This window comes from Streptosporangium sp. NPDC049078, from assembly GCF_040648855.1.
GTDB lineage: Bacteria > Actinomycetota > Actinomycetes > Streptosporangiales > Streptosporangiaceae > Streptosporangium.
Genome location: NZ_JBEZEL010000022.1, coordinates 56458 through 82117 on the forward strand (window position 1 = coordinate 56458; position 25660 = coordinate 82117).

Here is a 25660-nt window from a genome sequence, read left to right on the forward strand (position 1 = left end):
CGAACGCGGCCCCGGACCCGGAGCCGTCTCCGGACACGGCCCGAGGCCGGGACACGAACGCGGGAGCGTCCCCGGACGTGACCACGAACACGGACACGGTCTCCGGCCGGAGCGCGACCTCCGACCCGCCACGGGGTAGGGGCAGAACCATGAGCGTAGACGCGAGCACGGGTACGGGAACGGGCGCCGGCGTGGACGGCACGGACGCGAGCGGCACGGACGTGGACAGCACAGGTGTGAGCGGCGCGGGTGTGAGCGGTGTGGGCATGGGAACGGCGACGCTCTTCCGGGAGCTCGTCGACGACGCGGGGCTGTTCCCGCCGACCGGGCTGCCGATGGCGGAGGCCCTGGAACGCCACAGGAACGACCTGGCGGGCAACGACCCGGTGCTCACCCACCGGTTCCTCTGCCCGGCCGGACGCCTGGGGGAGCTCCGCGACCACGTCACCTTTCCCATCCGGCTCGGTCTGATCCTCGACACCCCCGACCTACCGCCGTTGGAGGACGTCGCCGTCGAGCTGGTCGAGGTGCGGCAGGCGCCGGGCGAGACCCCCGGAGCGGTGTGGGAGCGACTGGCCGGACGGCTGCCCGGCGACGCCCGGCTGTTCGTCGAGGTGTCCGCCGGCGACCATGCCTCCCTCGCCTCCCTCGCCTCCCTGACCTCCCTGCCGCGCGACGGCGAGGGCCCCGGTCTGAAGTTCCGCTGCGGCGGGCTGACCGCGGGCGCTTTTCCCGGCGCCGCGGACCTGGGCGCCCTCATCGCGCACTGCGCGAGGCACGGCGTACCGTTCAAGGCGACCGCGGGGTTGCACAACGCGGTCCGCCACTTCGATCCCGCGCTCGGCGTCGACCGGCACGGATTCCTCAACCTGGTCCTCGCGGTCTGCGCGGCCGTGGAGGACCGCGACCCGGTGCCGGTGCTGAAGCTCACCGACGTCGGCGAGCTGGTACGGCTGGCACAGGCCGTGCCCGACGACACCTCGGCACGCGCCAGGGAGCTGCTGGTGTCGTACGGGTCGTGCGACACGCACACCCCGATCGAGGACCTGGTGGCGCTGGGCCTGATCGCCCGGCGCCCGCCCGCCCCCGCCGGCACGGCGCCCCACGCCACCACCGCCGGCACCACCGGCACCACCGGCACCACCGGCACCACCGGCACCGGAACGACCGTTACCGATACAGCGACCACCGGCAGGGCGGCCCACGGCATGGCCGCCCCCGGCACAACAGAGGAGAACATGTAATGGGTTGGGACCTGGAGAACCTGCCCTACGGAGTCTTCTCCCGTCACGAGGGAGAGACCCCTCGCGTCGGCGTCCGGTACGGAGACCACGTGGTCGACCTGGCCGGGGCGCTGCACGACGAGGTGTTCGCCACCGGATCGCTCAACGCCTTCATGTCCAGGGGCCCGGCCGCGTGGCGGGACACCCGGGCCCTGATCCAGAACAAGCTGAGCACCGACCACGTGGTGGTGAGGCCGCACCTCATCCCCCTCGACCAGGTCACCCTGCACCTGCCGATCGAGGTCGCCGACTACGTCGACTTCTACTGCTCGCTGGAGCACGCCTCCAACCTGGGCCGGATGTTCCGCCCCGACGAGGAGCCGCTCAAGCCGAACTGGCGTCACCTGCCGGTCGGCTACCACGGCAGGGCGGGGACGGTCGTGGTGTCCGGGACCCCGGTCACCCGGCCTTCCGGGCAGCGCGGCGCGGGGGTCTTCGGCCCCTCCGCCAAGCTGGACATCGAGGCGGAGCTGGGATTCGTCGTCGGCGCGCCGACCGCCCTCGGGGAGCGGGCAGGACGGTTCGAGGACCACGTGTTCGGCGTGACCCTGGTCAACGACTGGAGTGCCCGCGACATCCAGGCGTGGGAGTACGTCCCGCTGGGCCCGTTCCTCGGCAAGTCCTTCGCCACCTCGATGTCTCCGTGGATCACCCCGCTCGCGGCCCTGTCGGAGGCGCGTGTCGAGGGCAGGCGGCAGGACCCCGAGCCGCTCGACTACCTGCGCCGCGAGGAGCCGTGGGGGCTCGACCTGCGGATGGAGGTCTCCGTGAACGGCGAGGTCGTCTCCCGTCCCCCGTACCGGGACATGTACTGGACGCCCGACCAGATGCTCGCCCACATGACCGTCAACGGCGCCGCCCTGCGCACCGGCGATCTCTACGCGAGCGGTACGGTCTCCGGCTCCGGGCCGGGCGAGCGCGGCTCGCTGATCGAGCTGACCTGGAACGGGACCGAGCCGCTGAAGCTGCCCGACGGCTCCGCCAGGACCTTCCTGGAGGACGGGGACACCGTCACGATCACCGCGACCGCCCCGGGGCCCGGCGGGACCGTCATCACTCTGGGTGAGGTCTCCGGAAGGATCGAGCCCGCGCGGTAACCCGGCGATTCGAGGAAAGGGATGGCGCGCGGTAACCCGGCGATTCGGGGGAAGGGGTGAGCCGAGGCGCCGGAGCTCGGTGGTCGCACCCGGAGCTCGAAGTCGGCGGCCTGCGGGGAGAACCGGGCCTGTCCGCGATATGACGAAAGGCATACGGTGGGCAAAGGAACCTACCTGACGTCCGGAACGTTGTACAAGTAGGACAGGAGGGTCGGAGCATGGAGTATTGGGTCATCTGGTTGATCTTGGCTGTGGCGCTTGGTGTCGCAGAGATACTCACCCTCACCACCGCTCTCGGCCTGCTCGGGGGCGCCGCCCTCATCACCTCCGTCGCCGCCGCGCTGGGGCTGCCGATCCCGCTCCAACTCGTGGTGTTCGTCGCCTCCATGGCCGCCGGAGTGACCCTGGTCCGTCCCGTCGCCCAGCGCCACATCGCCAAGCTGCAACCCCGGAGCCAGCGCTTCGGGATCCAGGCGATCGTGGGCAGGTCCGCCTACGTCCTGAGCGAGGTGACCGGCAGGGACGGCCGGGTTCGGATCGGCGGCGAGGAGTGGTCCGCCAGGGCCTACGACGAGACTCTGGTGATCCCCGCCGGAGCGACCGTCGACGTCATCGAGATCGAAGGCGCGACCGCACTCGTGTATCCACGGGAGTGAACGCCACGGCCCCTCTGCCCATCCAGCCGGACCGCGGGAGTGCCGCCATAAATAAATCCACGTCGGGAGTGACGCCATGGATCCTCTACTCGTAGCCGGACTGCTCATCGCTTTGTTGGCGGTGTTCACCGTGATCCGCTCGGTGCGCATCGTCCCCCAGGCGCGAGCCCGCAACGTGGAACGACTCGGCCGCTATCACAGCACGCTGAAGCCCGGCCTGAACTTCGTGATCCCCTACATCGACCGGGTCTATCCGATGATCGACCTGCGTGAGCAGGTCGTCTCCTTCCAGCCCCAGCCGGTGATCACCGAGGACAACCTGGTCGTCGAGATCGACACGGTCCTGTACTTCCAGGTCACCGACCCCCGGGCCGCCGCGTACGAGATCGCCAACTACATCCAGGCCGTGGAGCAGCTCACGGTCACCACGCTGCGCAACGTCGTCGGCTCGCTCGACCTGGAGATGACGCTCACCTCGCGCGACACGATCAACAGCCAGCTGCGCGGAGTGCTCGACGAGGCGACCGGCAAGTGGGGCATCCGGGTCAACCGGGTGGAGATCAAGGCCATCGACCCGCCGAAGAGCATCAAGGAGGCGATGGAGAAGCAGATGCGCGCCGAGCGGGACAAGCGCGCCGCGATCCTCAACGCCGAAGGCCAGCGGCAGTCGCAGATCCTGACCGCCGAGGGTGACAAGCAGAGCGCGATCCTGCGGGCCGAGGGTGACCGGAGCGCCGCGATCCTCAAGGCCGAGGGCCAGTCGCAGGCCATCGACGAGGTCTTCCAGGCCGTGCACCGCAACGACCCCGACCCCAAGCTGCTGGCGTACCAGTATCTGCAGGTCCTGCCCGAGCTGGCCAAGGGCCCGAACAACACGTTCTGGGTGATCCCCAGCGAGGTCACCTCCGCCATCCAGGGCGTCTCCAAGGCGTTCACCGAGGCGCTGCCGCAGTCGTCGGCCGTCCGCGAGACCCCCAGGGTAAACGAGGCGGCGGCCGAGGAGCGGAAGCAGGCCGAGCAGGCGGCCGCCGACGCGGTCGCCGAGGCCGCCGAGACCGATCTCGGTCCCCGCCAGCTCAACGCGCCTCCGGCGCCTCTCCCCGGCAACGGCCTCCTCGGAGCGGAGACGGAGTCGCAGCAGGAGCGTCACCTCCAGGAGGAGCACCGCCCCTGACCTTGCAGGAGCATCACCTCCAGGGGGAGCACCGCCCCTGACCTTGCAGGAGCATCACCTCCAGGGGGAGCACCGCCCCTGATCCTGGAGGGTCTCTCTTCCTGGTCCTCCCGCCCGGTGATCCGGGCGGGAGGACTTTTTTCATGGCCGAAACTCGTAGAGCAACGATCATGAACGGTGTTCGTCGGCGCGGGCATCCGCGCCCGGCGCGGGCGTCGCGGGGTCGCGGGGTCGCGGACGGCGTCGCGGACGGCTCGGGCGGCGTCGCGGACGGCTCTGGGGCGGTGACCTGGAAGTACGGGACCGTGTCGATCTCGACGACCAGGTGGTCCTCGGTGATCACCGGCTGGGGCCTGAAGGAGACGACCTGACCGGTGCTCCAGTCGAGATCTCGCGGCCGGACCCGTTTGTTCGGCCGGTTTAGGGAGAAATGTCTGGGTATCCCCCCGGGACCCGGGCGTGAAGCAACGCTGTGGGCGGGGTTAAGAAAACCGCGATGGACACCCCCGAAGGCGACCGGGCACAGTGCGTATGGTCGAAACCGAGGGGGAATCCGCGATGAAGGCACTGGTCAAGGAGAGGGCCGAGCCCGGTCTGTGGCTCGTCGACGTGCCGGAGCCGTCCGTCGGACCCGGCGAGGTGCTGATCAAGGTGTTGCGCACCGGGATCTGCGGCACGGATCTGCACATCCGGAGTTTCGACGCGTGGGCCCGGCAGACGCTGAACACGCCGCTCGTCGTCGGCCACGAGTTCTGCGGCGAGGTCGTCGAGGTGGCGCCCGGCGTGGAGGACATCACCCGCGGCGACCTGGTGAGCGGCGAGGGGCACCTCGTCTGCGGCAAGTGCCGCAACTGCATGGCCGGTCGGCGGCACCTGTGCCGCAGCACGATCGGGCTGGGGGTGAACCGCGACGGCGCCTTCGCCGAATATCTGACGCTCCCCGCCTCCAACGTCTGGGTGCACCGGGTCCCGGTCGACCTCGACGTGGCCGCGATCTTCGACCCGTTCGGCAACGCGGTGCACACCGCCCTCACGTTCCCGATGGTCGGCGAGGACGTGCTGATCTCCGGCGCCGGGCCGATCGGGCTGATGGCCGCCGCGGTCGCCACCCACGTGGGCGCCCGCAACGTGGTCGTCACCGACGTCAGCCCCGAGCGGCTGGAGCTGGCCCGCAAGCTCGGGGTCGCCCTCGCCCTGAACGTCGCGGAGACCTCCATACGAGAGGGCATGGACGGGCTGGGCATGCGCGAGGGCTTCGACGTGGGCCTGGAGATGTCCGGCAACCCGAAGGCGCTCCGCGACATGATCGCCTCCATGTCGCACGGCGGGAAGATCGCCATGCTCGGCCTGCCCGCCGAGGAGTTCGCCGTCGACTTCGCGACGGTCGTGACCTCGATGCTCACCATCAAGGGCGTCTACGGCCGGGAGATGTACGAGACGTGGTACGCCATGTCCGTACTCCTGGAGAAGGGTCTCGACCTCACCCCCGTGATCACCGACCGCTTCTCCTACCGCGACTTCGACGCGGCCTTCGACACCGCCGCCGGAGGCAGGACCGGCAAGGTCATCCTGGATTGGACGACCTGATGCCCGGTCCCCGCCGCGACCTCGGCGCCACCTCGGACCGGACACCCTGATGCCCGGCCCTCACCACGACTTCGGCGCCGCCCGTGGCGGAGCCGGAAAGACCACCCCGGACTGGACGACCTGATGCCCGGCCCTCACCACGACTTCGGCGCCGCCCGTGGCGGAGCTGGAAAGACCACCTCGGATTGGACGGCCTGATGTTCGACAACCTGCGCGACGACTTCCGTACAACCTTGAACGAGATCGCGGAAGCCGGGCTGCTCAAGCCCGAACGGGTCATCACCACCCCGCAGCGCGCCGACATCGCCGTGGCCGGCGGCGGTGAGGTGCTGAACTTCTGCGCCAACAACTACCTGGGCCTGGCCGACCATCCCGAGGTGGTCGCCGCCGCCAAGGAGGCCCTCGACCGCTGGGGCTTCGGCATGGCGTCCGTCCGCTTCATCTGCGGCACCCAGGAGGTGCACAAGGAGCTGGAGGCGCGGCTGTCGGACTTCCTCGGCCAGGAGGACACCGTCCTGTACAGCTCGTGCTTCGACGCCAACGGCGGCGTGTTCGAGACCCTGCTCGACGACCGGGACGCGGTGATCTCCGACGCGCTCAACCACGCGAGCGTCATCGACGGCATCCGCCTGTCCAAGGCCCGGCGCCTGCGCTACGCCAACCGTGACATGACCGAGCTGGAGGCGCGGCTCAAGGAGTCCGCCGACGCCCGGCGCAGGCTGATCGTCACCGACGGTGTCTTCTCCATGGACGGCTACGTCGCTCCGCTGGACGAGATCTGCGACCTGGCGGAACGGTACGGGGCGATGGTGATGGTCGACGACTCGCACGCCGTCGGTTTCGTCGGCGACAACGGCGGGGGCACCCCCGAGCTGCACGGCGTACGGGACAGGGTCGACATCCTCACCGGCACGCTCGGCAAGGCGCTCGGCGGGGCGAGCGGCGGCTACGTGGCGGCGCGCGGGGAGATCTGCGAGCTGCTCCGCCAGCGCTCGCGCCCCTACCTGTTCTCCAACTCCCTCGCCCCGGTGATCGCCGCCGCCTCGCTGCGCGTCCTCGACCTGATCAGCGGCTCGGACGAGGCACGGACGCGGCTGCGTGCCAACACCGAGCGGTTCCGCATCGGCATGATCGAGGCCGGGTTCGACATCCTGCCCGGTGACCACCCCATCGTCCCGGTGATGATCGGCGACGCCGCCGAGGCCGCCGCGATGGCCGAACGCCTGCTGGAGCTGGGCGTCTACGTGATCGGCTTCTCCTACCCCGTCGTCCCGAAGGGCGAGGCCCGCATCCGGGTCCAGCTCTCGGCGGCCCACTCGTCCGAGGACGTCGACCGCGCGCTGGAGGCCTTCGCCACCGCCCGTGGCTGAACACCCGCGGTAGAGCTCACCGGCGAACGCCCGCTGACGGGTGTTCGCCGCGGCCCGCGGGTAAAAACACCGCACCCGGCCCCGGACCTGGGGGGCGCGCCCGGCCCCCTCCGCCATACGTTCGTCCACCGGGGTGCCCGGCGAGTTCCCCGCCGGAAGTCGCCGGGCACCTCGAACGGGAGTCCGGGCACGGTGTGTTCAGGCGAACGGGAGGAGCGCTCATGTGCTCTTCGCTGAAAATCGTCGTCCGCGTGGCGTGTGGCTTTCATGACTGTGACCGGCATCGGCTGAATTAAGGTTATGCGTTGCCCGTGTAGCACGACCTGCCGATGCTATGTGGCGTTCTCCCCTCTTTCTTGGACAGTCAAGGCCGAGGAGAGACCGATGCCCCGCAGACATGCCGCCATCATGGGATGTGTCCTGGCGACCACCGCCCTTACCGCGACGACCGCCCCCGCCGTCGCCCGGCCCCTGACGACCGACGCCTCGGCCACCGTCGCCACGACGAAACCACCACCGGGAATGCTCGCGGCCATACAGCGCGACCTCCATCTCACCGCGGAGCAGGCCCAGGCCCGACTGCTCAACGAAACCCGACTGGCGGAGATCGAGGCGCGACTCCGTAGAAGGCTCGGCGACCGTTTCGCTGGTTCGTGGCTTACCGAACCCGTCGCGCAGACTCTTGTAGTGGCCACCACCGCCCCCGCCGATCTTCCCCATATCCTCGCCGAGGGCGCCAGGGGCAAGGTGGTCGGCCTGTCGCTGGCGCAACTCAACGTGATCAAGAAGCAGACGGACGAGGTCCTGTCCACCCACCCGCTCGCCGGGGGGCATGTACGTTACGTCGACGTGCGGGCCAACCAGGTCGTCGTCCTGTCCGATGTGCCGTCGACGACCAGGGCCGCCATCAAGGCTGCCGGTCTGAATTCGAGCGCGGTGCGGGTGCTGTCGTCCGCTGAGCGGCCCCAGCCCTTTTCCGATCTGGTGGGCGGCGAGGCTTATTACGTCGGTACCACAACCCGTTGCTCGATCGGCTTCTCCGTGGTCCGCGGCCTTCAGAACGGTTTCATCAGTGCCGGTCACTGCGGCACCGTGGGAATGACCACCAGCGCCGGCGTCGACCGGGGCTCTCAGGGGATCTTCCAGGCATCGCTGTTCCCGTCCCGCGACTTCTCCTGGATCGCGGTGAACGACGACTGGACCCCCAGGCCGTGGGTGAGCAGCGGCGCGGGCGAGACGGTGGACGTCGCCGGATCCAGAGCGGCCATCGAGGGGGCGTCGGTCTGCCGGTCCGGCTCCGCCACCGGCTGGCACTGCGGCACCATCCGGCAGCTCAACGCCAGCATCACCTACCCCCAGGGCACCGTCTCCGGACTGGCCAGGACCAACGTCTGCGCCGAGCCCGGTGACTCCGGCGGCTCCTTCATCTCCGTCGACCAGGCCCAGGGCGTCACCTCGGGCGGCTCCGGTGACTGCAACTCCGGCGGCGTCACCTACTTCCAGCCGGTCAACGAGATCCTCACCACCTACGGCCTGACCTTGGTGACCATCAACGGTAATCCTCCGCCTCCGAGTACAGGTACCTGCACCGGCTACCCGCACACCGCCGAAGGCCGGCTGACCGCCGGGGAGTCCCCCTACCAGGCGATCTATCACCGGTCGACCGCCGACGGCCTCCACTTCGCCTGCCTGGCCGGTACCATCGGCACCGACTTCGACCTCTATCTACAGAAGCAGGAGGGCCAGGCCTGGGTCACCGTCGCCACCTCCAATGGGCCGACCTCCAACGAGAAGATCAACTACGCCGGCACGGCCGGTTACTACCGATATCGCGTGGTCTCCTCCAGCGGCTCCGGCGCCTACCTTCTGGGATACAAGGCACCGTGACCCGCCCGGTGGCCTTCGCTGAAAATCGTTGTCCGGCGTGGCGCATGGCTTATGTGGCTGTTACCGGCATCGACTGAATTAAGGTTATGTGTTGCCCACGTAGCACGATGAGCCAGTGGTATGGGGCGCTCTCCCCCTGTCTTGGACAGTCAAGGTCGAGGAGAGACCGATGCCCCGCAGACATGCCGCCATCATGGGATGCGTCCTGGCGACCACCCTTACCGCGGCGGCCGTCCCTGCCACCGCCCAGCCCCTGACGACCGGCGTCGCAGCCACCGCGACCACGATGAAACCACCACCGGGAATGCTCGCGGCCATGCAGCGCGACCTCCATCTCACCGCGGAGCAGGCCCAGGCCCGGCTGCTCAACGAGACCCGCCTGGCACCGGTCGAGGCACAGCTCCGCGAAGAACTCGGCGCCGACTTCGGCGGTTCCTGGTTCACCGGAGATCTCGCACAGAATCTCGTGGTGGCCACCACCAACAAAGAACACACTCCCCAGATCGTCACCAGGGGTGCCCGCGCCGAGATCGTCAGCCGGTCGTTGGCGCAACTCAACGCGACCCTCCAGACGGTCGAGACGGCCCTGTCCGCCCACGCGGGCGGGCCGGTGCGCTATGTCAACGTACGGACCAACCAGGTCGTCGTCCTGTCCGATGTGCCGTCGACGACCCAGGACGTCATCGAGGCCAGCGACGTGGACCCGGTCGCGGTGCGGGTGGTGTCGTCCATCGAACGGCCCCAGCTCCTGTCCGACCTGGTGGGCGGCAACGCTTACTACATCGGCACCTCGGAGCGCTGTTCGATCGGCTTCTCCGTGACCAAGGGGACCCAGAACGCTTTCGTCAGCGCCGGTCACTGCGGTAAGGCGGGCGACACCACCAGTGGCTTCAACCAAGCCGACCAAGGTGTCTTCCAGGCGTCGACCTTCCCGGACAGTGACTACTCCTGGATCGCGGTGAACGACGGCTGGACCCCCAGGCCGTGGGTGAGCAACGGCGCGGGCGAGACGGTGAACGTCGCCGGATCCAGAGCGGCCATCGAGGGGGCGTCGGTCTGCCGGTCCGGCTCCACCACCGGCTGGCACTGCGGCACCATCCAGCAGCTCAACGCCAGCATCACCTACCCCCAGGGCACCGTCTCCGGACTGGCCAGGACCAACGTCTGCGCCGAGCCCGGCGACTCCGGCGGCTCCTTCATCTCCGTCGACCAGGCCCAGGGCGTCACCTCGGGCGGCTCCGGCGACTGCAACTCCGGCGGCGTCACCTACTTCCAGCCGGTCAACGAGATCCTCACCACCTACGGCCTGACCCTGACGACCAGCAGCGGATCCACCCCGCCCCCACCGCCACCGGCGGCCGCCGGCACGTGCAGCGGCTATTCGAGGACCGTCACCGGCACGCTGGCCGATGGTCAGTCCGTCTATCAGCCGAACAACCGCTACTACCAGTCGACCGCCGGAGGCCTTCACTCCGCCTGCCTGGCCGGCAGCGGCGGCGTCGACTTCGACCTCTACCTGCAGAAGTGGAACAATCAGAGCTGGGTCACCGTCGCCACCTCGGAAAGCCCGACCGCCAACGAGAAGATCACTTACACCGGCACGGCCGGCTACTACCGATACCGCGTGGTCTCCTTCAGCGGCTCCGGCGCCTACACCCTGGGATACAACGCGCCATAACCCGCGCCCCGGTCTACATTCGCAGATCTTGAGGCAGGGGATCGCCCCGGCTGCGGTAGTGGCTGATCAGTGCCCGGGTCTGATGGACAACGGGCCGAACCCGTGTCGCGTTCGCGGGCGACCTCGGTGAGAATACGGAGGTGATAGACACGCGGCGGCTCAGGACCCTGCGTGCGGTGGCCGACCACCGCACGGTCACCGCGGCCGCCGCCGCGCTGCACCTCACCCCCTCGGCGGTCTCCCAGCAGCTCGCCGCCCTGGAGCACGAGGTCGGTCACCGGCTGTTCGACCGCGACGGCCGGGGCGTGCGGCTCACCGCCGTCGGACGCATCCTCCTCGACCACGCCAACGAGATCCTCGCCCAGCTGGAACGGACGGAAGCCGACATCGCCGCCTACACGGCCGGTACGGCGGGCGAGGTGAAGGTGGCCTCCTTCGCCACCGCGATCGGGCTCGTCGTGGCTCCCGCGATCGGCACCCTGCGGGGCAAGGAGCCGGGCATCCGGGTGCGCGTCCTGGACGCCGAGGGCGACCAGAGCCTCACCATGGTCCTGGACGGCGCGGTGGACGCGGCCGTGGCCGTGGAGTATCGCGGAGCCCCCGCCGAGGACGACCGGCGGCTGTCGCGCATCCCGCTCTACTCCGAGCCGTTCGACCTGGTGCTCCCCCGGGGCCACCGCCTCTCCGGGAGCGAGGTGACGGTCGCGGGCCTGTCGGGCGAGACGTGGATCGGCCCCTACCCCGGCAATCCCTGCCACGACGTGATCGCGCTGGCCTGCGAGCACGCGGGTTTCACCCCCGAGTTCGCCCACTCCTCCGACGACTTCAGCGCGGTGGTCGCGCTCGCCGCCGCCGGGGCCGGGGTGGCGATGGTGCCACGGCTGGCCCTGCGCGGCACCGACCCGTCCGGCGTGGTGATCCGCCCGGTGCCCGGCCCGGAACGCCGCGTCTTCACCGCCGTACGCCGAGGCGCGGAACGGCACCCCCTGCTCGTCCCGCTGCTGAACGCCCTCCAGGACGCCGCGACCACCCTGGACCGGCCCTCGCCGTCCTGACGACCGGTCCATCGGCCGGGACGGGCGCCCGGTGGCGGCGACTCTGGGGCTCAGGACTCCCGGCGAGTGCCCGAAACGGCGCGTCATCCGGTTGAACGGATCCTCCGGAGCAGGAGTCTGCGCAGGTCACCGGCGATCACCTTCCACCGGCCACGGGTTTCGGACAGGCTACCGAGGCACAAACGGTGAGACCTGAAGTTTTCATGCGAACCATTGACGGCGGATGAACACCACACCTACATTGAACCATCGGATCGCTCAGTGATCCGGTGGTTCATTGCAGGCGATGAACACCGCACCGTGACATGTCTCTCCCCACGACTCGGAGAGTGGACCGGCATGACGGCCATGAAAACCCCCTCCACAGCACCCACCACCCCGGAGCCCCCTCCGAAGCGGGAGGTCGCGATCACGAGTACAGCCCTGGCGAGAACAACGGCCCTGAGATCCCGGCTCACAGGCGGGGTGGTCGGCCTTGCCGTCCTGGCCTTCCTCGCCGCCCTCTGGGAGGGCTACAAGGCGCTGGGCCAGGCGACGGGCGACCGCCTGCTCGGCATACCGTTCCCGGTCGCCACCGACGATCTGTCCATGCCACACCTCGGCACGATCCTGGGCGCGCTGGTGGAACCCGCCCGCCGTGGGAACCCGACCAGCCTGGGCGTGTACCTGCTCGGGGAAACCTCCGTGACGCTGCGCGAGGCCGCCTACGGCCTGGTGGCCGGATCGCTCCTCGGACTGGCGCTCGCCATCGTCTTCCTCCACATCCCGCCGGTCTCGCGTGGCCTCATGCCGTGGCTGGTCGCCTCGCAGACCATTCCGCTGGTCGCCATCGCCCCGATGATCGTCATCTGGGGCGGCAAGGCAGGGCTGCCTCCGTGGGTCGCGGTCACCGGCATCGCGGCGTACCTGGCTTTCTTTCCCGTGACGATCAACGCGTTGCGAGGGCTCAAGTCACCGCCGAAGGTGCAGACGGAGTTCATGCGCAGCGTGGGTGCCGGGAGGCTCCAGTTCCTGTTCTGGCTCCGCATGCCCGCGGCGCTGCCGTACCTCTTCGCGGGGCTACGACTCGCCGCCACCGCCAGTGTCGTCGGCGCCATCGTGGGTGAGTTGTCGGCGGGCACGGGACGAGGAATCGGCCGAGCCATCCTCACCTTCGCCTACTACTACTCGAACGGCCCCGAGAAGCTGTACGCCGCCGTCCTTGTCGCGGCCGTCGCGGGGATCGTGTTCGTCCAGCTCCTCAGCTGGATCGAGCGATTCGCCCTCCGCAACCGGCACAGCCGATGACCGCCATCTCTCTTCCGATCCCTGGAGAGCCCACGATGCCCGAATCCGCAATCATCAGTGTCAGCGGTGTCACGAAGGAGTTCAACAGCGGGACGGACCGTTCCGTGACGGCGCTGACGGACATCGACCTGTCCATCGCCGAAGGCGAGTTCGTGTCGCTGCTGGGTCCGAGCGGCTGCGGGAAGAGCACGCTCCTGCGGATCATGGCGGACCTCACCCAGCCCACCGGCGGTTCGGTGAGTCTGAACGGCAAAGCACCCGGCGCCGCACGGCGAGACCGTGACTACGGGATGGTCTTCCAGCAGGCCGGCCTGTTCGACTGGCGAAACGTCCAGCGCAACGTGGAGTTGCCGCTCCAGGTCGCCGGCGTGGCCAAGGAGACCCGGCGGGCCAAGGCCACGTCCATGCTCGAACTCGTCCGCCTGTCCGAGTTCGCCCATCACTTCCCGTGGCAGCTCTCCGGCGGCATGCAGCAGCGAGTGGCGATCGCCAGGGCACTGTCCGCGGACCCGAAGATCCTTTTCATGGACGAACCGCTCGGCGCACTCGACGAGATGAACCGGGAGCGCCTTCAGGGTGAGCTTCTGCGGATCTGGTCCGACACGAGGACGACCGTCGTCTTCGTGACGCACAGCATCTCGGAGGCCGTGTTCCTGTCGTCGCGGATCGTGGTGATGTCCTCTCGTCCCGGGCGGATCGCCACCAGCATCGACGTCGATCTGCCGTACCCGCGTTCCGCCGCCACCCGGACGACACCCGAGTACTTCAAGAAGGTCACCGAGGTCAGGTCCGCTCTGCACGGCACGTCGGCCGCCCAGGACGCGCCGTGAGCGTCCGTACCGAAAGCCGTACCGAAAGCAGGCGTTCGATGCCGATCACCGCCGGACGGGCCGGGACGGCTTCCAGGCGAGGACTGCCGGTCCTGGTCGCCGCGGTCGTCATCCTGGGCACCTGGCAGCTCGCGGTGCGGCTGTTCCAGGTCCCGTCGTTCATCCTGCCCGCGCCGAGTGAAATCGCCTCGGCACTGGCATCGGAGTTCCCGACGATCCTCTCCGCCTCCAACGTCACCGTCAGGGCGGTCCTGCTCGGCCTCGTTCTCGGGTCCGTCGCCGGCATCCTCGTGGCGCTGGTGGTCAGCCGCTTCCACAAGGTGGCGGGCCCGGTCCTGGCGATGGCCGTGATCGTCAACTGCGCTCCCATCGTCGCGCTGGCGCCGATCTTCAACAACTGGTTCGGCGTGACCAACCTCGCCTCCAAGGCCGGCGTCGCAGCGGTCATGGTGTTCTTTCCGGTCCTGGTCAACACGGCCAGGGGCCTGCTCCAGATCTCACCGCTGCACCTGGAGCTCATGGAGTCGCTGGCGGCACAACCGCGACAGATCTCCCTGATGTTGCGACTCCCCAACGCGTTGCCCTACCTCTTCAACGCGCTCAAGCTCGGGTCCACCCTGGCCGTCATCGGCGTCATCGTGACCGAGTACTTCGGTGGTCCGAGCAATGCGCTCGGGGTGTACATCGCCTATCAGGCGGCCCTGCCGCGCTTCGCCGAAGCATGGGCAGGCATCTTCGTAGCCAGCCTGCTCGGGCTCACGACGTTCGGGCTGATCTCGCTGCTGGAGCGGCTTCTGATGCCCTGGCACGAGTCGATTCACAGCGACGAGACGTGATCTCCGGTCATTTCCCCCCACGATTACTTCCTTGAAGGAGCCACAATGTTCCGCTCCCTTCGGCGCCTCCCGCGCCCACGGGTCAATCGCCGCGCCGTCGGCGCCGTGGTGGTCGCCGCCACGCTCTCCCTGTCCGCCTGTGGCATGTCGGAGGACACCACGGCCTCCGGATCCGGCGCGGAGGACACCACCTCGTGTCAGACGCGAACCCCGGTCAGGCTCGTCCTCCAGTGGGTGGCGCAGTCGCAGTTCGCCGGCTACTACGCCGCCAAGGAGAAGGGCTACTACGACGCCGAGTGCCTCGATGTGACCATCCAGGAGGGTGGCGTCAACATCGTGCCGCAGCAGGTGCTGTCGGCGGGCAACGCGGAGTTCGCGGTCAGCCACGTCACCAAGACGATGGCCACCCGGGAGCAGGGAGCCGACCTCGTCAACATCGGCCAGGTGTTCCAGCGCGGCGCGTACCTGCAGGTCGCCTGGGCGGACTCGGGCATCAAGCAGCTCGCGGACCTCAAGGGCAAGAAGGTCGGCAGCTGGGGGTTCGGCAACGAGCTGGTGCTGTTCGCGGCGATGAAGGGCGCCGGCGTCGACCCGGCCAAGGACGTCACCGTCGTACAGCAGCCGTTCGACATGTCACTGCTGCTGAAGCGTGAGGTCGACGCGGCCCAGGCCAAGATCTACAACGAGTACGCCCAGCTTCTGGAGACCGTCAATCCCGAGACCGGCGCGCTGTACAAGCCGGAGGACTTCTCGGCCATCAGCCTTCAGGACGCGGGATACACGAGCCTTGAGGACGGTATCTACGCGCGTGGCGACTGGCTGGCCGAGGACGCCAACAAGGACGTCGCCGTGAAGTTCCTCAAGGCGACGTACAAGGGCTGGGGCTTCTGCCGGGACGACCTGACCGGCTGTGTCGAGATCGTCCTCAACAACGGCAGCGCGCTCGGCCAGGGCCACCAGACGTGGATGCTGAACGAGGTCAACAAGCTCGTGTGGCCTTCACCCGACGGCATCGGGACCGTCGACCAGAAGGCGTGGGACCAGACGATCAAGATCGCGATCGACGCCAAGGTGCTCAAGGCCGACCCCGGTGAGGGCGCCTTCCGCAGGGACCTCACCGAGAAGGCGGACCAGGAGCTCAAGGCGGAGGGATTCGACATCACCGGCGAGGGCTACAAGCCGGAGACCGTGGAACTCACCGCCGGGGGCAAGTAGCAGATGATGTTCGTGCGTTATGCGGCATAAGTCGGTGTAAGGCACGGACAACACCCGGCGAGCCTGCCACGATGATGGCCGCAACCGTCGATCACATCACCTCAACGGAGGAGACAATGGCACCCAGCGAAGCGGGACTCGTCCGCCGGACTATCTGGCTGCTTCGTGCCGTGGCCGCCCACCCGGAGGGTGTCGGGCTCAGCGAGGTCGCCAGGGAGGCCGGCATCCCCAAGGCGACGTGCTACCGCGTGCTCACCGTCCTCGAACGGGAGAGCTGGCTGACACTCGATCCGGACACCCGCCGTTATCGGGTCTCACTCGGCCTCCTCTCGATCGTCGGAGGACTGCTGGACCGCGACGGCGCTTACGGCCACATGCGCGGCGTCCTGCGGCAACTCGCCGAGGAGACCAAGGAGACCTCCGGGTTCGACGTGCTCCTGCCACCCAACGTCATGGTCGTCGCACAGGTCGCCGGGCCCTCGCTGATCGGGCAGACGCTCAAACCCGTCCCGCGGACCCAGCCCGTGTGGGCGACCTCGACCGGCAAGGTTCTGCTCGCCGCCCTCGATCCGGAGGCGGTGCGGACGGATTTCGCGGCCGAGTTCTCGGAGAAGGCCCCCGAGGAGCTGGGCGGTCTGGACGCGTTCATCGAGTCGCTGGACTCGGTCCGCCGCAACGGCTTCGCCCTCGCCTACGACGAGCTCGAAGTCGGCGCGGCGTCCGTGGCCGCGCCGGTACGGGTCAGGGACTCGACGCCCTACGCGGTGTGGATCGGCGGCCCCACCTATCGCATCACGCGTGACCGCATCGATTCGGTGGCGGAATCGGTGATCGAGGCCGCTCGAAGGCTGAGTGAACTGCTGAGCGTCACGGACATCGTCCTGCCGAGTTCCCTGACCGGGGGCCAGGCCACCAACTGATCGGCGCCAAGGAGGCGCGACGAGGAGTTCGCCCATGACATCTCTTACCGACACGATCGCCGCTGCCGAAAGCATCGCCGACAGCGTGCAGAAAGGCGGGTTCGTCGGCGGGGTCAAGCAGTCCGGTCCAGGGCGTGAGAGCGGCCGGGCCGGGATGGACGAGTATCCCGAGGTCGAGTACATGTCCGTCAGGGCACCGTGGTGACCGGGTTCATCCTGGCGGGCGTGCAGTTACGCCCGCGCATCGGTGACGTCGCCGGCAACATCGAGCGATCGTCGAAGTGGATCACGAAGGCGGCCGAGGCCGGTGCGCGGCTCGTCGTCCTTCCCGAGGCGTCCTCCGCGGGGTACGTCTTCGCGGACCGCGCCGAGGCCCTTCGGTACGCCGAGGAGGTCCCCGAAGGGCCGGCCTGCTCGGCCTGGGCCGCACTCGCCAGGAGACACGGTCTCTGGATCGTCGCCGGTGTCACCGAACGCGAGGGCGACCGGGCGTACAACTCGGCCGTGCTGATAGGCCCTGACGGGCACGTCGGAACGTTCCGCAAGGCCCATCTCTGGAACGACGAGAAGGCCATCTACCACCGCAACGAAGCGGGGTTTCCGGTCTTCGACACGCCTCTGGGGCGGATCGGGGTGGGGATCTGCTACGACGCGTGGTTCCCGGAGACCTTCCGCAGCGCGGCTCTCCAGGGCGCCGACCTGATCGTTCTTCCGTCGAACTGGGTCCCCGTGCCGGGCCAGCCGGCCGATGTGCCGGCCATGGCCACCCTCATGTGCATGACCGGCGCGCACAGCAACCAGTCCTACGTCGCGGGCGTGAGCCGGGTGGGTGTCGAGCGCGGTCAGGAGTTCGTCGGGAGATCGGTGGTCGTCGGCCCCGACGGCTGGATCGTCGCGGGTCCCGCGAGCGACGACGGCGAAGAGCTGTTGCTCGCCGAGATCGACCTCATCGGGTCGCGAGAGGCCCGGCGCGGCAACCCGTTCAACCAGCCGCTGGCGGACCGCCGCCCCGATCTCTACGTCACCCGCGACGCCCGGGACGCCCAGGACGGCCGACGGGACTGATCCCGGCGCCGCGGCCACGAACGGGCGCCCGGTTTCCATCCTCGAATCCCTTGACACAATCCCGGCCGTCCTCAAAAATTGAACCAACGGTTCATCAGATGAACCATAGAAGGAGACGAAGTGAGCATCCAGGTCCGCAAGATCATCAAGCATCTCGAGGAGACCGTGCTCGAGAACGGGCGGCCGGTCGAGCGCTCGCACCGGGTCGCGTTCGTCGGCGCGGTGATCACCAACCCGTACCCGAGCGAGTACGTCCAGGACCTGGTGACGCTCGCCGACGAGCTGGGCGAGGAGATCGGGCAGCTCGTCGGCCCGGCCTGCGTGGAACTGCTCGGTGACGAGGTGGAGGCGTTCGGCAAGGCCGCGCTCGTCGGCATCGACGGCGAGGTCGAGCACGGCTCGGCGCTGATCCACAACCTCCGGTTCGGCAACGTCTTCCGCAAGGCGGCCGGCGGCACCGAACTCCTGCCCGCCGCCGAGAAGGTCGGCCTCCCCGGCAGCCCGATCGACATCCCGCTCAAGCACAAGCTCGACGCGAAGACCCGCTCGCACCACCAGACGGTGACCTTCCAGGTGGCCGACGTCCCCCGTCCCCGCGAGATCCTCGTGATCTGCGCGGCCGCCAACGCCGGTCGCCCGCTGGCCCGCCTGGCCGCGTTCGGCGCCGAGACGAAGACCCAGTGACACCCGCGGGACGAAGGAAGGCGATCCGATGACCGTCACCGACGCGCAGACATGGACCGGCCGACGGGTGAAGGAGGCCGACAAGGAGTACGTCATCCACTCCTGGTCGGTCCAGGGTGCGCTCGACCCCATCCCGGTCGCCGGAGGCTCGGGCTCCTGGTTCTGGGACTACGAAGGCCGCAAGTACCTCGACTTCCAGTCGCAGCTGGTCAACCTCAACCTCGGACACCAGCACCCGAAGCTGGTCGAGGCCATTCGCAGCCAGGCCGAGCAGCTGTGCTACATCGGCCCCGGTTTCGCCGAGCGGTCCCGGGCGGAGCTGGCCGAGATGCTGGCCGGGCTGACGCCCGGTGACCTGAAGATGAGCTTCTTCACCACCGGTGGTGCGGCGGCCAACGAGAACGCCGTGCGCCTCGCCCGTCACGTGACCGGCCGCCAGAAGATCGTGGCCCGGTACCGCTCCTATCACGGGGCGACCGCGGGGGCGATGGCGCTGACCGGGGATCCACGTCGCTGGGCGGCGGAGCCGGGCATGACCGGCGTGGTGCGGATGCTCGATCCGTACACCTACCGCTGCCCCGCGGGCCACCCCGACCCGTGCCCCGTCTGCTCGGGGGGACCGCACCTGGAGGAGATCCTCCAGTACGAGAACCCCGACACCGTGGCCGCCGTGATCGTCGAGCCGGTGACCGGCACGAACGGGCTTCTGTACCCGCCTGACGGATACCTCCGCTCCCTGAGGGAGGTCTGCGACAAGTACGGCATCCTGCTCATCTTCGACGAGGTCATGGCGGGGTTCGGCCGGACGGGCGAATGGTTCGCCTGCGACCACTGGGATGTCGTCCCGGACATCCTCACCACCGCGAAGGGGCTCAACTCCGGTTACGTCCCGCTGGGCGCGATGACCGTGTCGGAGAAGATCTCCGACTGGTTGCGGGACAACATGTTCTGGGGCGGTCTCACCTACGCGGGACACCCGCTCGCCTGCGCCTCCGGGGTCGCCTCTCTGCGCATCATGCAGGACGAGGGTGTCGTCGAGAACTCCCGGCTCATGGGCCGGCGGCTCGGCGAAGGGCTCGCGACCCTGGCCGGCAGGCACCCGAGCATCGGTGACATTCGTGGCCGTGGCCTCTTCTACGGAGTGGAACTCGTCAAGGACCGGGCCACGCGCGAACCGCTCGTCCCGTTCAACGCCAAGGGTCCCGCGGCCGCACCCGTGAGCCGCGTGCTCAAGGCGGCGATGAAGCGTGGCGTGTACCTCACGGCGAACTTCAACGTGCTGCGCCTGACCCCGCCGCTCATCATCCGCGAGCCGGAGATCGACCTGGCCCTCGACGTGCTGGACGAGGTGCTCACACTGGCCGACGAGCACTACGTCGGCTGATCAGACCGACCGTCCAGCTGGTGTGACCGGCCGTTCAGGAGGGGAAACGATGGGATCGACACTCATCAAAGGCGGTACCGTCGTCAACGCCGACGCCGCGATCCGAGCCGATGTCCTGGTGCGTGACGGTCTCGTCGTCGCACTCGGGCTCGGCGACGACTGGTCGGCCGACGAGGTCGTCGACGCGACCGGGAAGCTCGTTCTCCCCGGCGGTATCGACGTGCACACGCATCTGGAATATCCGATCGACGGCTTCACGACCCGAACGGCGGACGACTTCCACAGCGGCACGATCGCGGCCGCGCACGGCGGGACGACGACGGTCATCGACTTCGTGAAGAAGGAGCCCGACAAGTCCCTCTTCGACTCATACATGCGTCGCCGGGATGTGGCCGCCGACAAGGCCGTCGTCGACTTCGGGCTGCACGCCATCGTGCCACCGCGCGACCAGCAGGAGAACGTGCTGGACGACCTGCGCCGCCTGGCCGGGGAAGGCGCGTCGAGCTGGAAGTTCTTCATGGCCTACCCCGGCACGCAGATGGTCGACGACGGCCAGCTGCTCGAAGGCCTCGAACTCGCGGTCGAGTACGGCGTGCTGCCGATGGTGCATGCCGAGAACGGCCACATGGTGGCCCGAGAGACCCGATTGCTGATCGAGAGTGGACGCACCGCCGAGAACTACCACGCCACGGCGCACGGCCACGAGTCCGAAGCCGAAGCGGTGCATCGGGCGATCGTCCTGGCGGACTCCGTCGGCAGTCCCGTCTACGTGGTGCACGTCTCCAGCGCGGCGGCCGCGGCGGAGATCGGCCAGGCGCGGAGCCGGGGCTCGCTGGTGTGGGGGGAGACGTGCCCGCAGTATCTCGCGGTCGCGTACGAGGACTACGCCGAACTCGGTGAGAAGGCCGCCGCGTACATCTGCTCGCCGCCGATCCGGGAGCGCGGCAACCAGGAGGGCCTGTGGCAGGCGCTCACCACGGGGGCGCTGTCGACGGTGGCCACCGACCACGCGGGTTTCTGCCTGGAGCAGCCCAACGACCTCCCTCCGCAGAAACTGCGCAGCCCCGGCTACTTCCCGAAGGTTCCCAACGGGGTTCCGGGAGTCGAGGACCGGCTCATGGTCGTCTGGGAGACGGGAGTCACGACGGGCCGGATCGACATGTGCAGGTTCGTCGACCTCATGGCGACGCGTCCGGCCAAGTTGTTCGGGCTCTTCCCGCACAAGGGTCTGGTGGCCGTGGGCGCGGACGCCGACCTCCTCGTGTGGGACCCCGCGGCGGACCACGTCATCACCACGGCCGGTTCGCACATGCGCACGGACTACAACCTCTACGACGGCATGCGGGTGACCGGACGACCGGTCCACGTGTTCTCCCGCGGCCATCACCTCGTCAACGACGGAGCCTTCGACGGGAAACCCGGTCGCGGATCCTTCCTGACCCGGGGCAAGCCCCACCTCTTCTGACCCCGACTGATCGGAGTTCTCCGGATATGAAACTTCCCCTCGGCATCCACGTCGGTGAGAGGCTGAGCCTCGAACAGACCTACTGGCAGGCCGAATTCGCGGATCGGAACGGATTCGAGTCGGTCTGGGTGGCCGAAGGCCGCCTGGCCAGGGACGGAATCGTGCCCGCGGCCATCATCGCGAGCAGGACCTCCAACCTGAAGATCGGCACAGGCGTCGTCAACAACAAGAGCCGCAACGCGGCGCTGATGGCGGTGACCTTCAAGACCCTGGACGAGGTGGCTCCGGGTCGCGCGATCCTCGGCATCGGCGCCTGGTGGGAGCCGCTCGCCACGAAGGTCGGCCAGCCGCTCGTGAAGCCGCTCGCCTCGATGCGCGAGTACATCGCCGTCTGCCAGGCGTTCTTCCGCAACGAACTCGTCTCCTTCGAAGGCGAGTTCGTGCAGATGCGCGACGTGCGATTCGACAGCATGTACCGCGAGAACAAGCCGGTCGACATCCCCATCTACATCGGCGCGGTCGGGCCGAAGATGCTGGAGCTCGCCGGAGAGATCAGCGACGGCGTCCACATGGACTTCCTCCTGCCGCCGTCCTATCTGACCGGCGCCAAGGAGGCGATCGGCCGGGGCGTCGCCAAGCGCACCGACGGTCGCGCGGGGATCGACCTGACCCAGATCGTGGCATGCAGCGTCAACGACGACGACCCGCAGGAGGCCATCGACGCGTGCAAGGCGTTCCTCACCCTCTACCTCATGCAGCAGCCGCACATCGCCGAGCACTGTGGCGTGGAGCGCGAACTGGTCGACCGGCTGCAGGAGGTGGCGGGATGGCCCGCGACCCCCGAGGACATCAAGCGCGCGATGCCTCTCGTCTCGAACTCGCTGGTGCAGAGCGTCACCGCGTGCGGGTCCACGTCGCAGGCATTCGACAAGCTCATGTCGTACCACGAGGCCGGCGTCAGGTGCCCGATCATCTCCACGCTCGGCGACAAGGAGCGGACGCTCACCAGCCTTGCCATGGCCGCGAAGGACTGAACATGGATCACCACTCTCCCCGGACGACCATCGCCATCGTGGGCGGGACGGGACCTCAGGGTCGCGGCCTCGGATACCGGCTGGCCCGTGCCGGACACCAGGTCATCCTGGGATCACGTGACGGAGACCGGGCCGCGCGGGCGGCCGCCGACCTGTCGGAGCTTCCCGCCGTGGAAACGACCGTCCGCGGAGACACCAACGCGTCGGCGGTCGCCGACGCGGAGGTCGTCATCCTCGCCGTGCCGTACACGGGGCACGCGGACCTGGTCGGCGGTCTGGCCGCCGGCCTCGACGGCAAGCTGCTGATCAGCTGCGTGAATCCCCTCGGCTTCGACCGGCACGGCCCGTACGGACTGGACGTACCGGACGGCAGCGCCGCGGAGGAGGCGGCGCGGATCGTACCCGGCACCACGGTCGTCGGCGCGTTCCACCATCTCTCGGCGCCGCTCCTCCTCGATCCCGGCGCGGACCTGTCCCACGAGGACGTGCTGGTGTGCGGTGACGACGCGGAGGCCAAAACGCGCGTGATGGCACTGGCCGTCGAGGTGACCGGCGGCCGGGGAGTCGACGCCGGTCGTCTGCGAACGGCACGCCAACTGGAGCCGCTCACCGCCGTGCTCATCTCCGTGAACAAGCGCTATCGCACGCGGTCCGGCATAGCGGTGACCGGAATGCCGCAGCCCACTCCCGAGAAGGTGATCGTATGAAGCTCGCCGCGGTTCAGCTCCGCGCCACGGACGACCGGACGGAGACCATCGGCAGGGCCGGCGATCTCGTGGACGCCGCCGCCGACCAGGGCGCCGGCATCGTTCTTCTTCCCGAGCTGTTCGCCGTCCCGTTCGTGCAGCCCGAACCGGACCCGGATTACTTCGAGCTGGCGGAGCGTCTCGACGGCCCGTCGAACACGATGGCGGCCGACCGATCCCGTCGGCACGGGATCACGGTGGTCTCCTCGATATTCGAGGCCGGTGATGTTCCCGGCGTGTATTTCAACGCCGCCTGCACGTATGTCGCGGGCGAGCTGAAGTCGGTCTATCGAAAGTCCCACCTGCCGTTCTCCAACGGATTCCCGGAGAAGTTCTACTTCCGGCCGGGGGGCACCGAGCCCGAGGTCGTGCAGACAGGCGAGACCGGGGTCGGCACGATCATCTGTTACGAGAGGCACTTCCCCGAGCTGAGCAGGATCGTCGCCCTTCGAGGCGGTTCGGTGCTGTGCGTGCCGGTCGCGTCCGCGAGCGCGCCCATGCGTGAGGTCTTCCAGCTCGAACTGAGGGCACACGCCGTGTTCAACGGGCTCTTCGTGATCTGCGCCAACCGGGTGGGCAGCGAAGGCGTCAAGGACTACTTCGGGATGAGCGCCGTCTACGGCCCCGACGGCGACATCCTCGCCCAGGCGAGTGACGACGGCGACGACGTCGCGGTCGCCGAGGTCGACCTGGAGCTGATCGCGAGTTCGCGCCGTCGCCGCCCGTTCCTCAGGGACCGGCGCCCGGAGCTGTACGACCGGCTGACGGCGATGTGACACCACCCGGAAAAACCCGCCCGGAAAAACCCGCACGCCACGTGCCCGCATGAGATCCCCGTCGTTTCCCTCCGAACCGGGTCCCGGCACCGGGACAAAGCCCCCGGCGGGGTGCTCCAACCGGACCCCGCCGCCCTGACGACGGCTCCGCCGGCCGCCGCGATGATTGATATTCGGTATAACCGAAGATACATTCGGTTTATGCGAAGCGTCGCAGCGCCCGTCGTTCCCATCTTCAAGTCTCGGAGCCAGGCGGAGATCCTCGCCGCCATCTATCTACGGCCCCGGCAAGACTGGACTCTCGCCTCTCTGGCCCGAGACCTGGGCACGGCACCCTCCACCCTGCACGCCGAGGTCCATCGCCTCATCGACGCACAGCTGATCACCACTACCGAGATCGGACGCTCTCACGTCCTGCGCGCCAATCCCGACCATCCCCTCTTCCGGCCCGTGACCGAGATCCTGAACTACATGTACGGACCTCGTACGATCATCAGCGAGGAGTTCGCCGGCATCCCAGGCACCGAGCGCCTGCTCATCTTCGGCTCATGGGCCGCCCGGCATGCGGGAAACCCAGGACCTGTCCCCCACGACATCGACATACTTGTCGTCGGCGAGGTCGACCGGGCCGCCGTCTATGCCGCCGCCGACCGTGCTCAGGAACGCATCGGCATGCCGGTGAATCCCGTCCTCGCTTCCACCCACCGCTGGAACGCGGAGGCCGACGCGCTCATCAGACAGATCAAGTCGGCCCCCGTGATCGACCTGACTGCCGAAATCCTTACCTGATCGGAGAAACCCGACCTATGACACGGTGGACACGTGGCGAGGCCGACGTCGAGCGGATGTTGACCTCCGGCGAACTCCAGCGCGTCCGAGGCGAGGCCACTGACGGCAGCAGATGGTTAGGGAAGGCGGCCACCACTCTCGCAAGCGCCGAAGGGCTCAAAACAACCGACCCGAACTCCGCCTACACACTCGCCTACGACGCGGCGCGTTTCGCCTGCGCCGGCCTACTGGCACAACAGGGGTTACGAGCCACAACCTCCGGCGGCCACTATGCCGTTCAGCAAGCCGTGATTCGACAGTTCGGCCCCACGTTCGAGCCGTATGGCACCATGCGCCGCAGACGCAACGAACTCGAATACCCGGAGTTCCCCGACGAAACTGTGGAACCGGCGGAAGCAGAGCGCGCGATAACGGCCGCACGCGCGCTGATCGACGCTACCGGCAAACTTCTCGACCACCTCGGACTGTTCTGATTTCGGGGACCGAGAGCGTCTTCGGTATGTACGAGGTGGCGACGTGGCCGTTGTCCTCGCCGTCGGGTTTCCGAGGTGGGGGGAGCTCCTCGTTGTCGTCCGGCCACGTTTTCGACAAGAGGGGCAACCGGTGTCGGCGACGGTGCCAGTGATAACCCATCGCCCCCACCATCAGGGCGGCCGTGGCGATCAGCCCGGCGATCATCGCCTGAAGCACCGAGTACATATCACCCACCCCATCCTTAGATTTCTCTATGCGACTTTTCGCGAGAAGGGGGTTTCATGGACGCATCATGGCTTGCTTTCCTTAAAAGCGATTTACCTCACCATGTCATCCCGATTCCCCCTCCCGACCCACATAGCTCGCAC

The 25660-nt window shown here is 68.4% G+C and carries 25 protein-coding genes; all 25 read left to right on the forward strand.

The window, feature by feature from the left end; all coding sequences use genetic code 11:
• Nucleotides 1-149: 149 nt before the first annotated feature.
• The 25 genes from AB0B90_RS32345 to AB0B90_RS32465 all read left to right on the forward strand — a co-directional run bounded on the left by AB0B90_RS32345 (nucleotide 150) and on the right by AB0B90_RS32465 (nucleotide 25291).
• Nucleotides 150-1244 carry a hypothetical protein gene (locus AB0B90_RS32345; RefSeq protein ID WP_362926199.1) on the forward strand — a complete coding sequence of 365 codons (1095 nt, stop codon included), beginning with the start codon at nucleotides 150-152 and terminating at the stop codon, nucleotides 1242-1244.
• A complete protein-coding gene (gene fahA / locus AB0B90_RS32350) occupies nucleotides 1244-2380 on the forward strand; it encodes a fumarylacetoacetase (protein ID WP_362926200.1) in 1137 nt (378 codons plus the stop codon). The genes AB0B90_RS32345 and fahA overlap by 1 nt, the downstream gene beginning before the upstream one ends.
• A gap of 218 nt (nucleotides 2381-2598) precedes the next feature.
• The gene (locus AB0B90_RS32355) at nucleotides 2599-3036 is read left to right on the forward strand and encodes an NfeD family protein (protein ID WP_350945720.1); all 438 of its coding nucleotides are present in this window, start codon (nucleotides 2599-2601) and stop codon (nucleotides 3034-3036) included.
• A gap of 76 nt (nucleotides 3037-3112) precedes the next feature.
• The gene (locus AB0B90_RS32360; RefSeq protein WP_362926201.1) at nucleotides 3113-4210 is read left to right on the forward strand and encodes an SPFH domain-containing protein; all 1098 of its coding nucleotides are present in this window, start codon (nucleotides 3113-3115) and stop codon (nucleotides 4208-4210) included.
• Between the two features lie 170 nt (nucleotides 4211-4380).
• Entirely contained in the window at nucleotides 4381-4581 is a 201-nt protein-coding gene (locus AB0B90_RS32365; RefSeq protein WP_362926252.1) for a hypothetical protein, read from the forward strand.
• Between the two features lie 187 nt (nucleotides 4582-4768).
• Nucleotides 4769-5797 carry an L-threonine 3-dehydrogenase gene (gene tdh / locus AB0B90_RS32370; protein ID WP_362926202.1) on the forward strand — a complete coding sequence of 343 codons (1029 nt, stop codon included), beginning with the start codon at nucleotides 4769-4771 and terminating at the stop codon, nucleotides 5795-5797.
• Nucleotides 5798-5994: 197 nt separating this feature from the next.
• Nucleotides 5995-7167, forward strand: coding sequence for a glycine C-acetyltransferase (locus AB0B90_RS32375; protein WP_362926203.1), 1173 nt, complete (start codon nucleotides 5995-5997; stop codon nucleotides 7165-7167).
• Nucleotides 7168-7551: 384 nt separating this feature from the next.
• Nucleotides 7552-9054, forward strand: a complete 1503-nt coding sequence (locus AB0B90_RS32380) for a S1 family peptidase (RefSeq protein ID WP_362926204.1) — start codon at nucleotides 7552-7554, stop codon at nucleotides 9052-9054.
• 169 nt (nucleotides 9055-9223) lie between these two features.
• A complete protein-coding gene (locus AB0B90_RS32385; RefSeq protein WP_362926205.1) occupies nucleotides 9224-10732 on the forward strand; it encodes a S1 family peptidase in 1509 nt (502 codons plus the stop codon).
• 140 nt (nucleotides 10733-10872) lie between these two features.
• Nucleotides 10873-11787: a LysR family transcriptional regulator gene (locus AB0B90_RS32390; protein WP_362926206.1), complete on the forward strand. Its 915-nt coding sequence runs from the start codon at nucleotides 10873-10875 to the stop codon at nucleotides 11785-11787.
• A 339-nt stretch (nucleotides 11788-12126) separates the two neighbouring features.
• Nucleotides 12127-13074, forward strand: coding sequence for an ABC transporter permease subunit (locus tag AB0B90_RS32395; RefSeq protein ID WP_362926207.1), 948 nt, complete (start codon nucleotides 12127-12129; stop codon nucleotides 13072-13074).
• Between the two features lie 35 nt (nucleotides 13075-13109).
• Nucleotides 13110-13904 carry an ABC transporter ATP-binding protein gene (locus AB0B90_RS32400; RefSeq protein ID WP_362907510.1) on the forward strand — a complete coding sequence of 265 codons (795 nt, stop codon included), beginning with the start codon at nucleotides 13110-13112 and terminating at the stop codon, nucleotides 13902-13904.
• A gap of 38 nt (nucleotides 13905-13942) precedes the next feature.
• Entirely contained in the window at nucleotides 13943-14740 is a 798-nt protein-coding gene (locus tag AB0B90_RS32405; protein WP_362926208.1) for an ABC transporter permease, read from the forward strand.
• A 45-nt stretch (nucleotides 14741-14785) separates the two neighbouring features.
• Complete coding sequence (locus tag AB0B90_RS32410) at nucleotides 14786-15955, forward strand: ABC transporter substrate-binding protein (RefSeq protein WP_350945732.1); 1170 nt, start codon at nucleotides 14786-14788, stop codon at nucleotides 15953-15955.
• Between the two features lie 116 nt (nucleotides 15956-16071).
• On the forward strand, nucleotides 16072-16875 hold the full coding sequence (locus AB0B90_RS32415) for an IclR family transcriptional regulator (RefSeq protein WP_362907504.1): 804 nt from the start codon (nucleotides 16072-16074) through the stop codon (nucleotides 16873-16875).
• 34 nt (nucleotides 16876-16909) lie between these two features.
• Nucleotides 16910-17080, forward strand: coding sequence for a hypothetical protein (locus tag AB0B90_RS32420; RefSeq protein ID WP_350945734.1), 171 nt, complete (start codon nucleotides 16910-16912; stop codon nucleotides 17078-17080).
• Nucleotides 17081-17100: 20 nt separating this feature from the next.
• Nucleotides 17101-17940, forward strand: coding sequence for a nitrilase family protein (locus AB0B90_RS32425; protein ID WP_350945735.1), 840 nt, complete (start codon nucleotides 17101-17103; stop codon nucleotides 17938-17940).
• A 120-nt stretch (nucleotides 17941-18060) separates the two neighbouring features.
• Entirely contained in the window at nucleotides 18061-18624 is a 564-nt protein-coding gene (locus AB0B90_RS32430) for an amino acid synthesis family protein (RefSeq protein WP_350945736.1), read from the forward strand.
• A 28-nt stretch (nucleotides 18625-18652) separates the two neighbouring features.
• Complete coding sequence (locus AB0B90_RS32435; protein WP_362926209.1) at nucleotides 18653-20008, forward strand: aminotransferase class III-fold pyridoxal phosphate-dependent enzyme; 1356 nt, start codon at nucleotides 18653-18655, stop codon at nucleotides 20006-20008.
• Nucleotides 20009-20057: 49 nt separating this feature from the next.
• Entirely contained in the window at nucleotides 20058-21473 is a 1416-nt protein-coding gene (hydA, locus tag AB0B90_RS32440; protein ID WP_350945738.1) for a dihydropyrimidinase, read from the forward strand.
• Between the two features lie 26 nt (nucleotides 21474-21499).
• Entirely contained in the window at nucleotides 21500-22507 is a 1008-nt protein-coding gene (locus tag AB0B90_RS32445; RefSeq protein WP_350945739.1) for an LLM class flavin-dependent oxidoreductase, read from the forward strand.
• A gap of 2 nt (nucleotides 22508-22509) precedes the next feature.
• Complete coding sequence (npdG, locus tag AB0B90_RS32450) at nucleotides 22510-23214, forward strand: NADPH-dependent F420 reductase (RefSeq protein ID WP_350945740.1); 705 nt, start codon at nucleotides 22510-22512, stop codon at nucleotides 23212-23214.
• Entirely contained in the window at nucleotides 23211-24029 is an 819-nt protein-coding gene (locus AB0B90_RS32455) for a nitrilase-related carbon-nitrogen hydrolase (RefSeq protein WP_362926210.1), read from the forward strand. The genes npdG and AB0B90_RS32455 overlap by 4 nt, the downstream gene beginning before the upstream one ends.
• 201 nt (nucleotides 24030-24230) lie before the next feature.
• Nucleotides 24231-24818: a hypothetical protein gene (locus AB0B90_RS32460; RefSeq protein ID WP_362926211.1), complete on the forward strand. Its 588-nt coding sequence runs from the start codon at nucleotides 24231-24233 to the stop codon at nucleotides 24816-24818.
• 17 nt (nucleotides 24819-24835) lie between these two features.
• The gene (locus AB0B90_RS32465; RefSeq protein ID WP_362926212.1) at nucleotides 24836-25291 is read left to right on the forward strand and encodes a hypothetical protein; all 456 of its coding nucleotides are present in this window, start codon (nucleotides 24836-24838) and stop codon (nucleotides 25289-25291) included.
• Nucleotides 25292-25660: the final 369 nt, after the last annotated feature.

What these genes read in the sequence shown, in the direction of transcription:
- AB0B90_RS32395 (WP_362926207.1), top strand. Translation starts at nt 12,127, where the DNA reads ATGACGGCCATGAAAACCCCCTCCACAGCACCCACCACCCCGGAGCCC.
- AB0B90_RS32375 (WP_362926203.1), top strand. Translation starts at nt 5,995, where the DNA reads ATGTTCGACAACCTGCGCGACGACTTCCGTACAACCTTGAACGAGATC.
- AB0B90_RS32435 (WP_362926209.1), top strand. Translation starts at nt 18,653, where the DNA reads ATGACCGTCACCGACGCGCAGACATGGACCGGCCGACGGGTGAAGGAG.
- tdh (WP_362926202.1), top strand. Translation starts at nt 4,769, where the DNA reads ATGAAGGCACTGGTCAAGGAGAGGGCCGAGCCCGGTCTGTGGCTCGTC.
- AB0B90_RS32445 (WP_350945739.1), top strand. Translation starts at nt 21,500, where the DNA reads ATGAAACTTCCCCTCGGCATCCACGTCGGTGAGAGGCTGAGCCTCGAA.
- AB0B90_RS32380 (WP_362926204.1), top strand. Translation starts at nt 7,552, where the DNA reads ATGCCCCGCAGACATGCCGCCATCATGGGATGTGTCCTGGCGACCACC.
- AB0B90_RS32400 (WP_362907510.1), top strand. Translation starts at nt 13,110, where the DNA reads ATGCCCGAATCCGCAATCATCAGTGTCAGCGGTGTCACGAAGGAGTTC.
- AB0B90_RS32355 (WP_350945720.1), top strand. Translation starts at nt 2,599, where the DNA reads ATGGAGTATTGGGTCATCTGGTTGATCTTGGCTGTGGCGCTTGGTGTC.
- AB0B90_RS32455 (WP_362926210.1), top strand. Translation starts at nt 23,211, where the DNA reads ATGAAGCTCGCCGCGGTTCAGCTCCGCGCCACGGACGACCGGACGGAG.
- AB0B90_RS32460 (WP_362926211.1), top strand. Translation starts at nt 24,231, where the DNA reads ATGCGAAGCGTCGCAGCGCCCGTCGTTCCCATCTTCAAGTCTCGGAGC.
- hydA (WP_350945738.1), top strand. Translation starts at nt 20,058, where the DNA reads ATGGGATCGACACTCATCAAAGGCGGTACCGTCGTCAACGCCGACGCC.
- AB0B90_RS32385 (WP_362926205.1), top strand. Translation starts at nt 9,224, where the DNA reads ATGCCCCGCAGACATGCCGCCATCATGGGATGCGTCCTGGCGACCACC.
- fahA (WP_362926200.1), top strand. Translation starts at nt 1,244, where the DNA reads ATGGGTTGGGACCTGGAGAACCTGCCCTACGGAGTCTTCTCCCGTCAC.
- AB0B90_RS32405 (WP_362926208.1), top strand. Translation starts at nt 13,943, where the DNA reads ATGCCGATCACCGCCGGACGGGCCGGGACGGCTTCCAGGCGAGGACTG.
- AB0B90_RS32410 (WP_350945732.1), top strand. Translation starts at nt 14,786, where the DNA reads ATGTTCCGCTCCCTTCGGCGCCTCCCGCGCCCACGGGTCAATCGCCGC.
- AB0B90_RS32420 (WP_350945734.1), top strand. Translation starts at nt 16,910, where the DNA reads ATGACATCTCTTACCGACACGATCGCCGCTGCCGAAAGCATCGCCGAC.
- npdG (WP_350945740.1), top strand. Translation starts at nt 22,510, where the DNA reads ATGGATCACCACTCTCCCCGGACGACCATCGCCATCGTGGGCGGGACG.
- AB0B90_RS32365 (WP_362926252.1), top strand. Translation starts at nt 4,381, where the DNA reads ATGAACGGTGTTCGTCGGCGCGGGCATCCGCGCCCGGCGCGGGCGTCG.
- AB0B90_RS32415 (WP_362907504.1), top strand. Translation starts at nt 16,072, where the DNA reads ATGGCACCCAGCGAAGCGGGACTCGTCCGCCGGACTATCTGGCTGCTT.
- AB0B90_RS32465 (WP_362926212.1), top strand. Translation starts at nt 24,836, where the DNA reads ATGACACGGTGGACACGTGGCGAGGCCGACGTCGAGCGGATGTTGACC.
- AB0B90_RS32360 (WP_362926201.1), top strand. Translation starts at nt 3,113, where the DNA reads ATGGATCCTCTACTCGTAGCCGGACTGCTCATCGCTTTGTTGGCGGTG.
- AB0B90_RS32345 (WP_362926199.1), top strand. Translation starts at nt 150, where the DNA reads ATGAGCGTAGACGCGAGCACGGGTACGGGAACGGGCGCCGGCGTGGAC.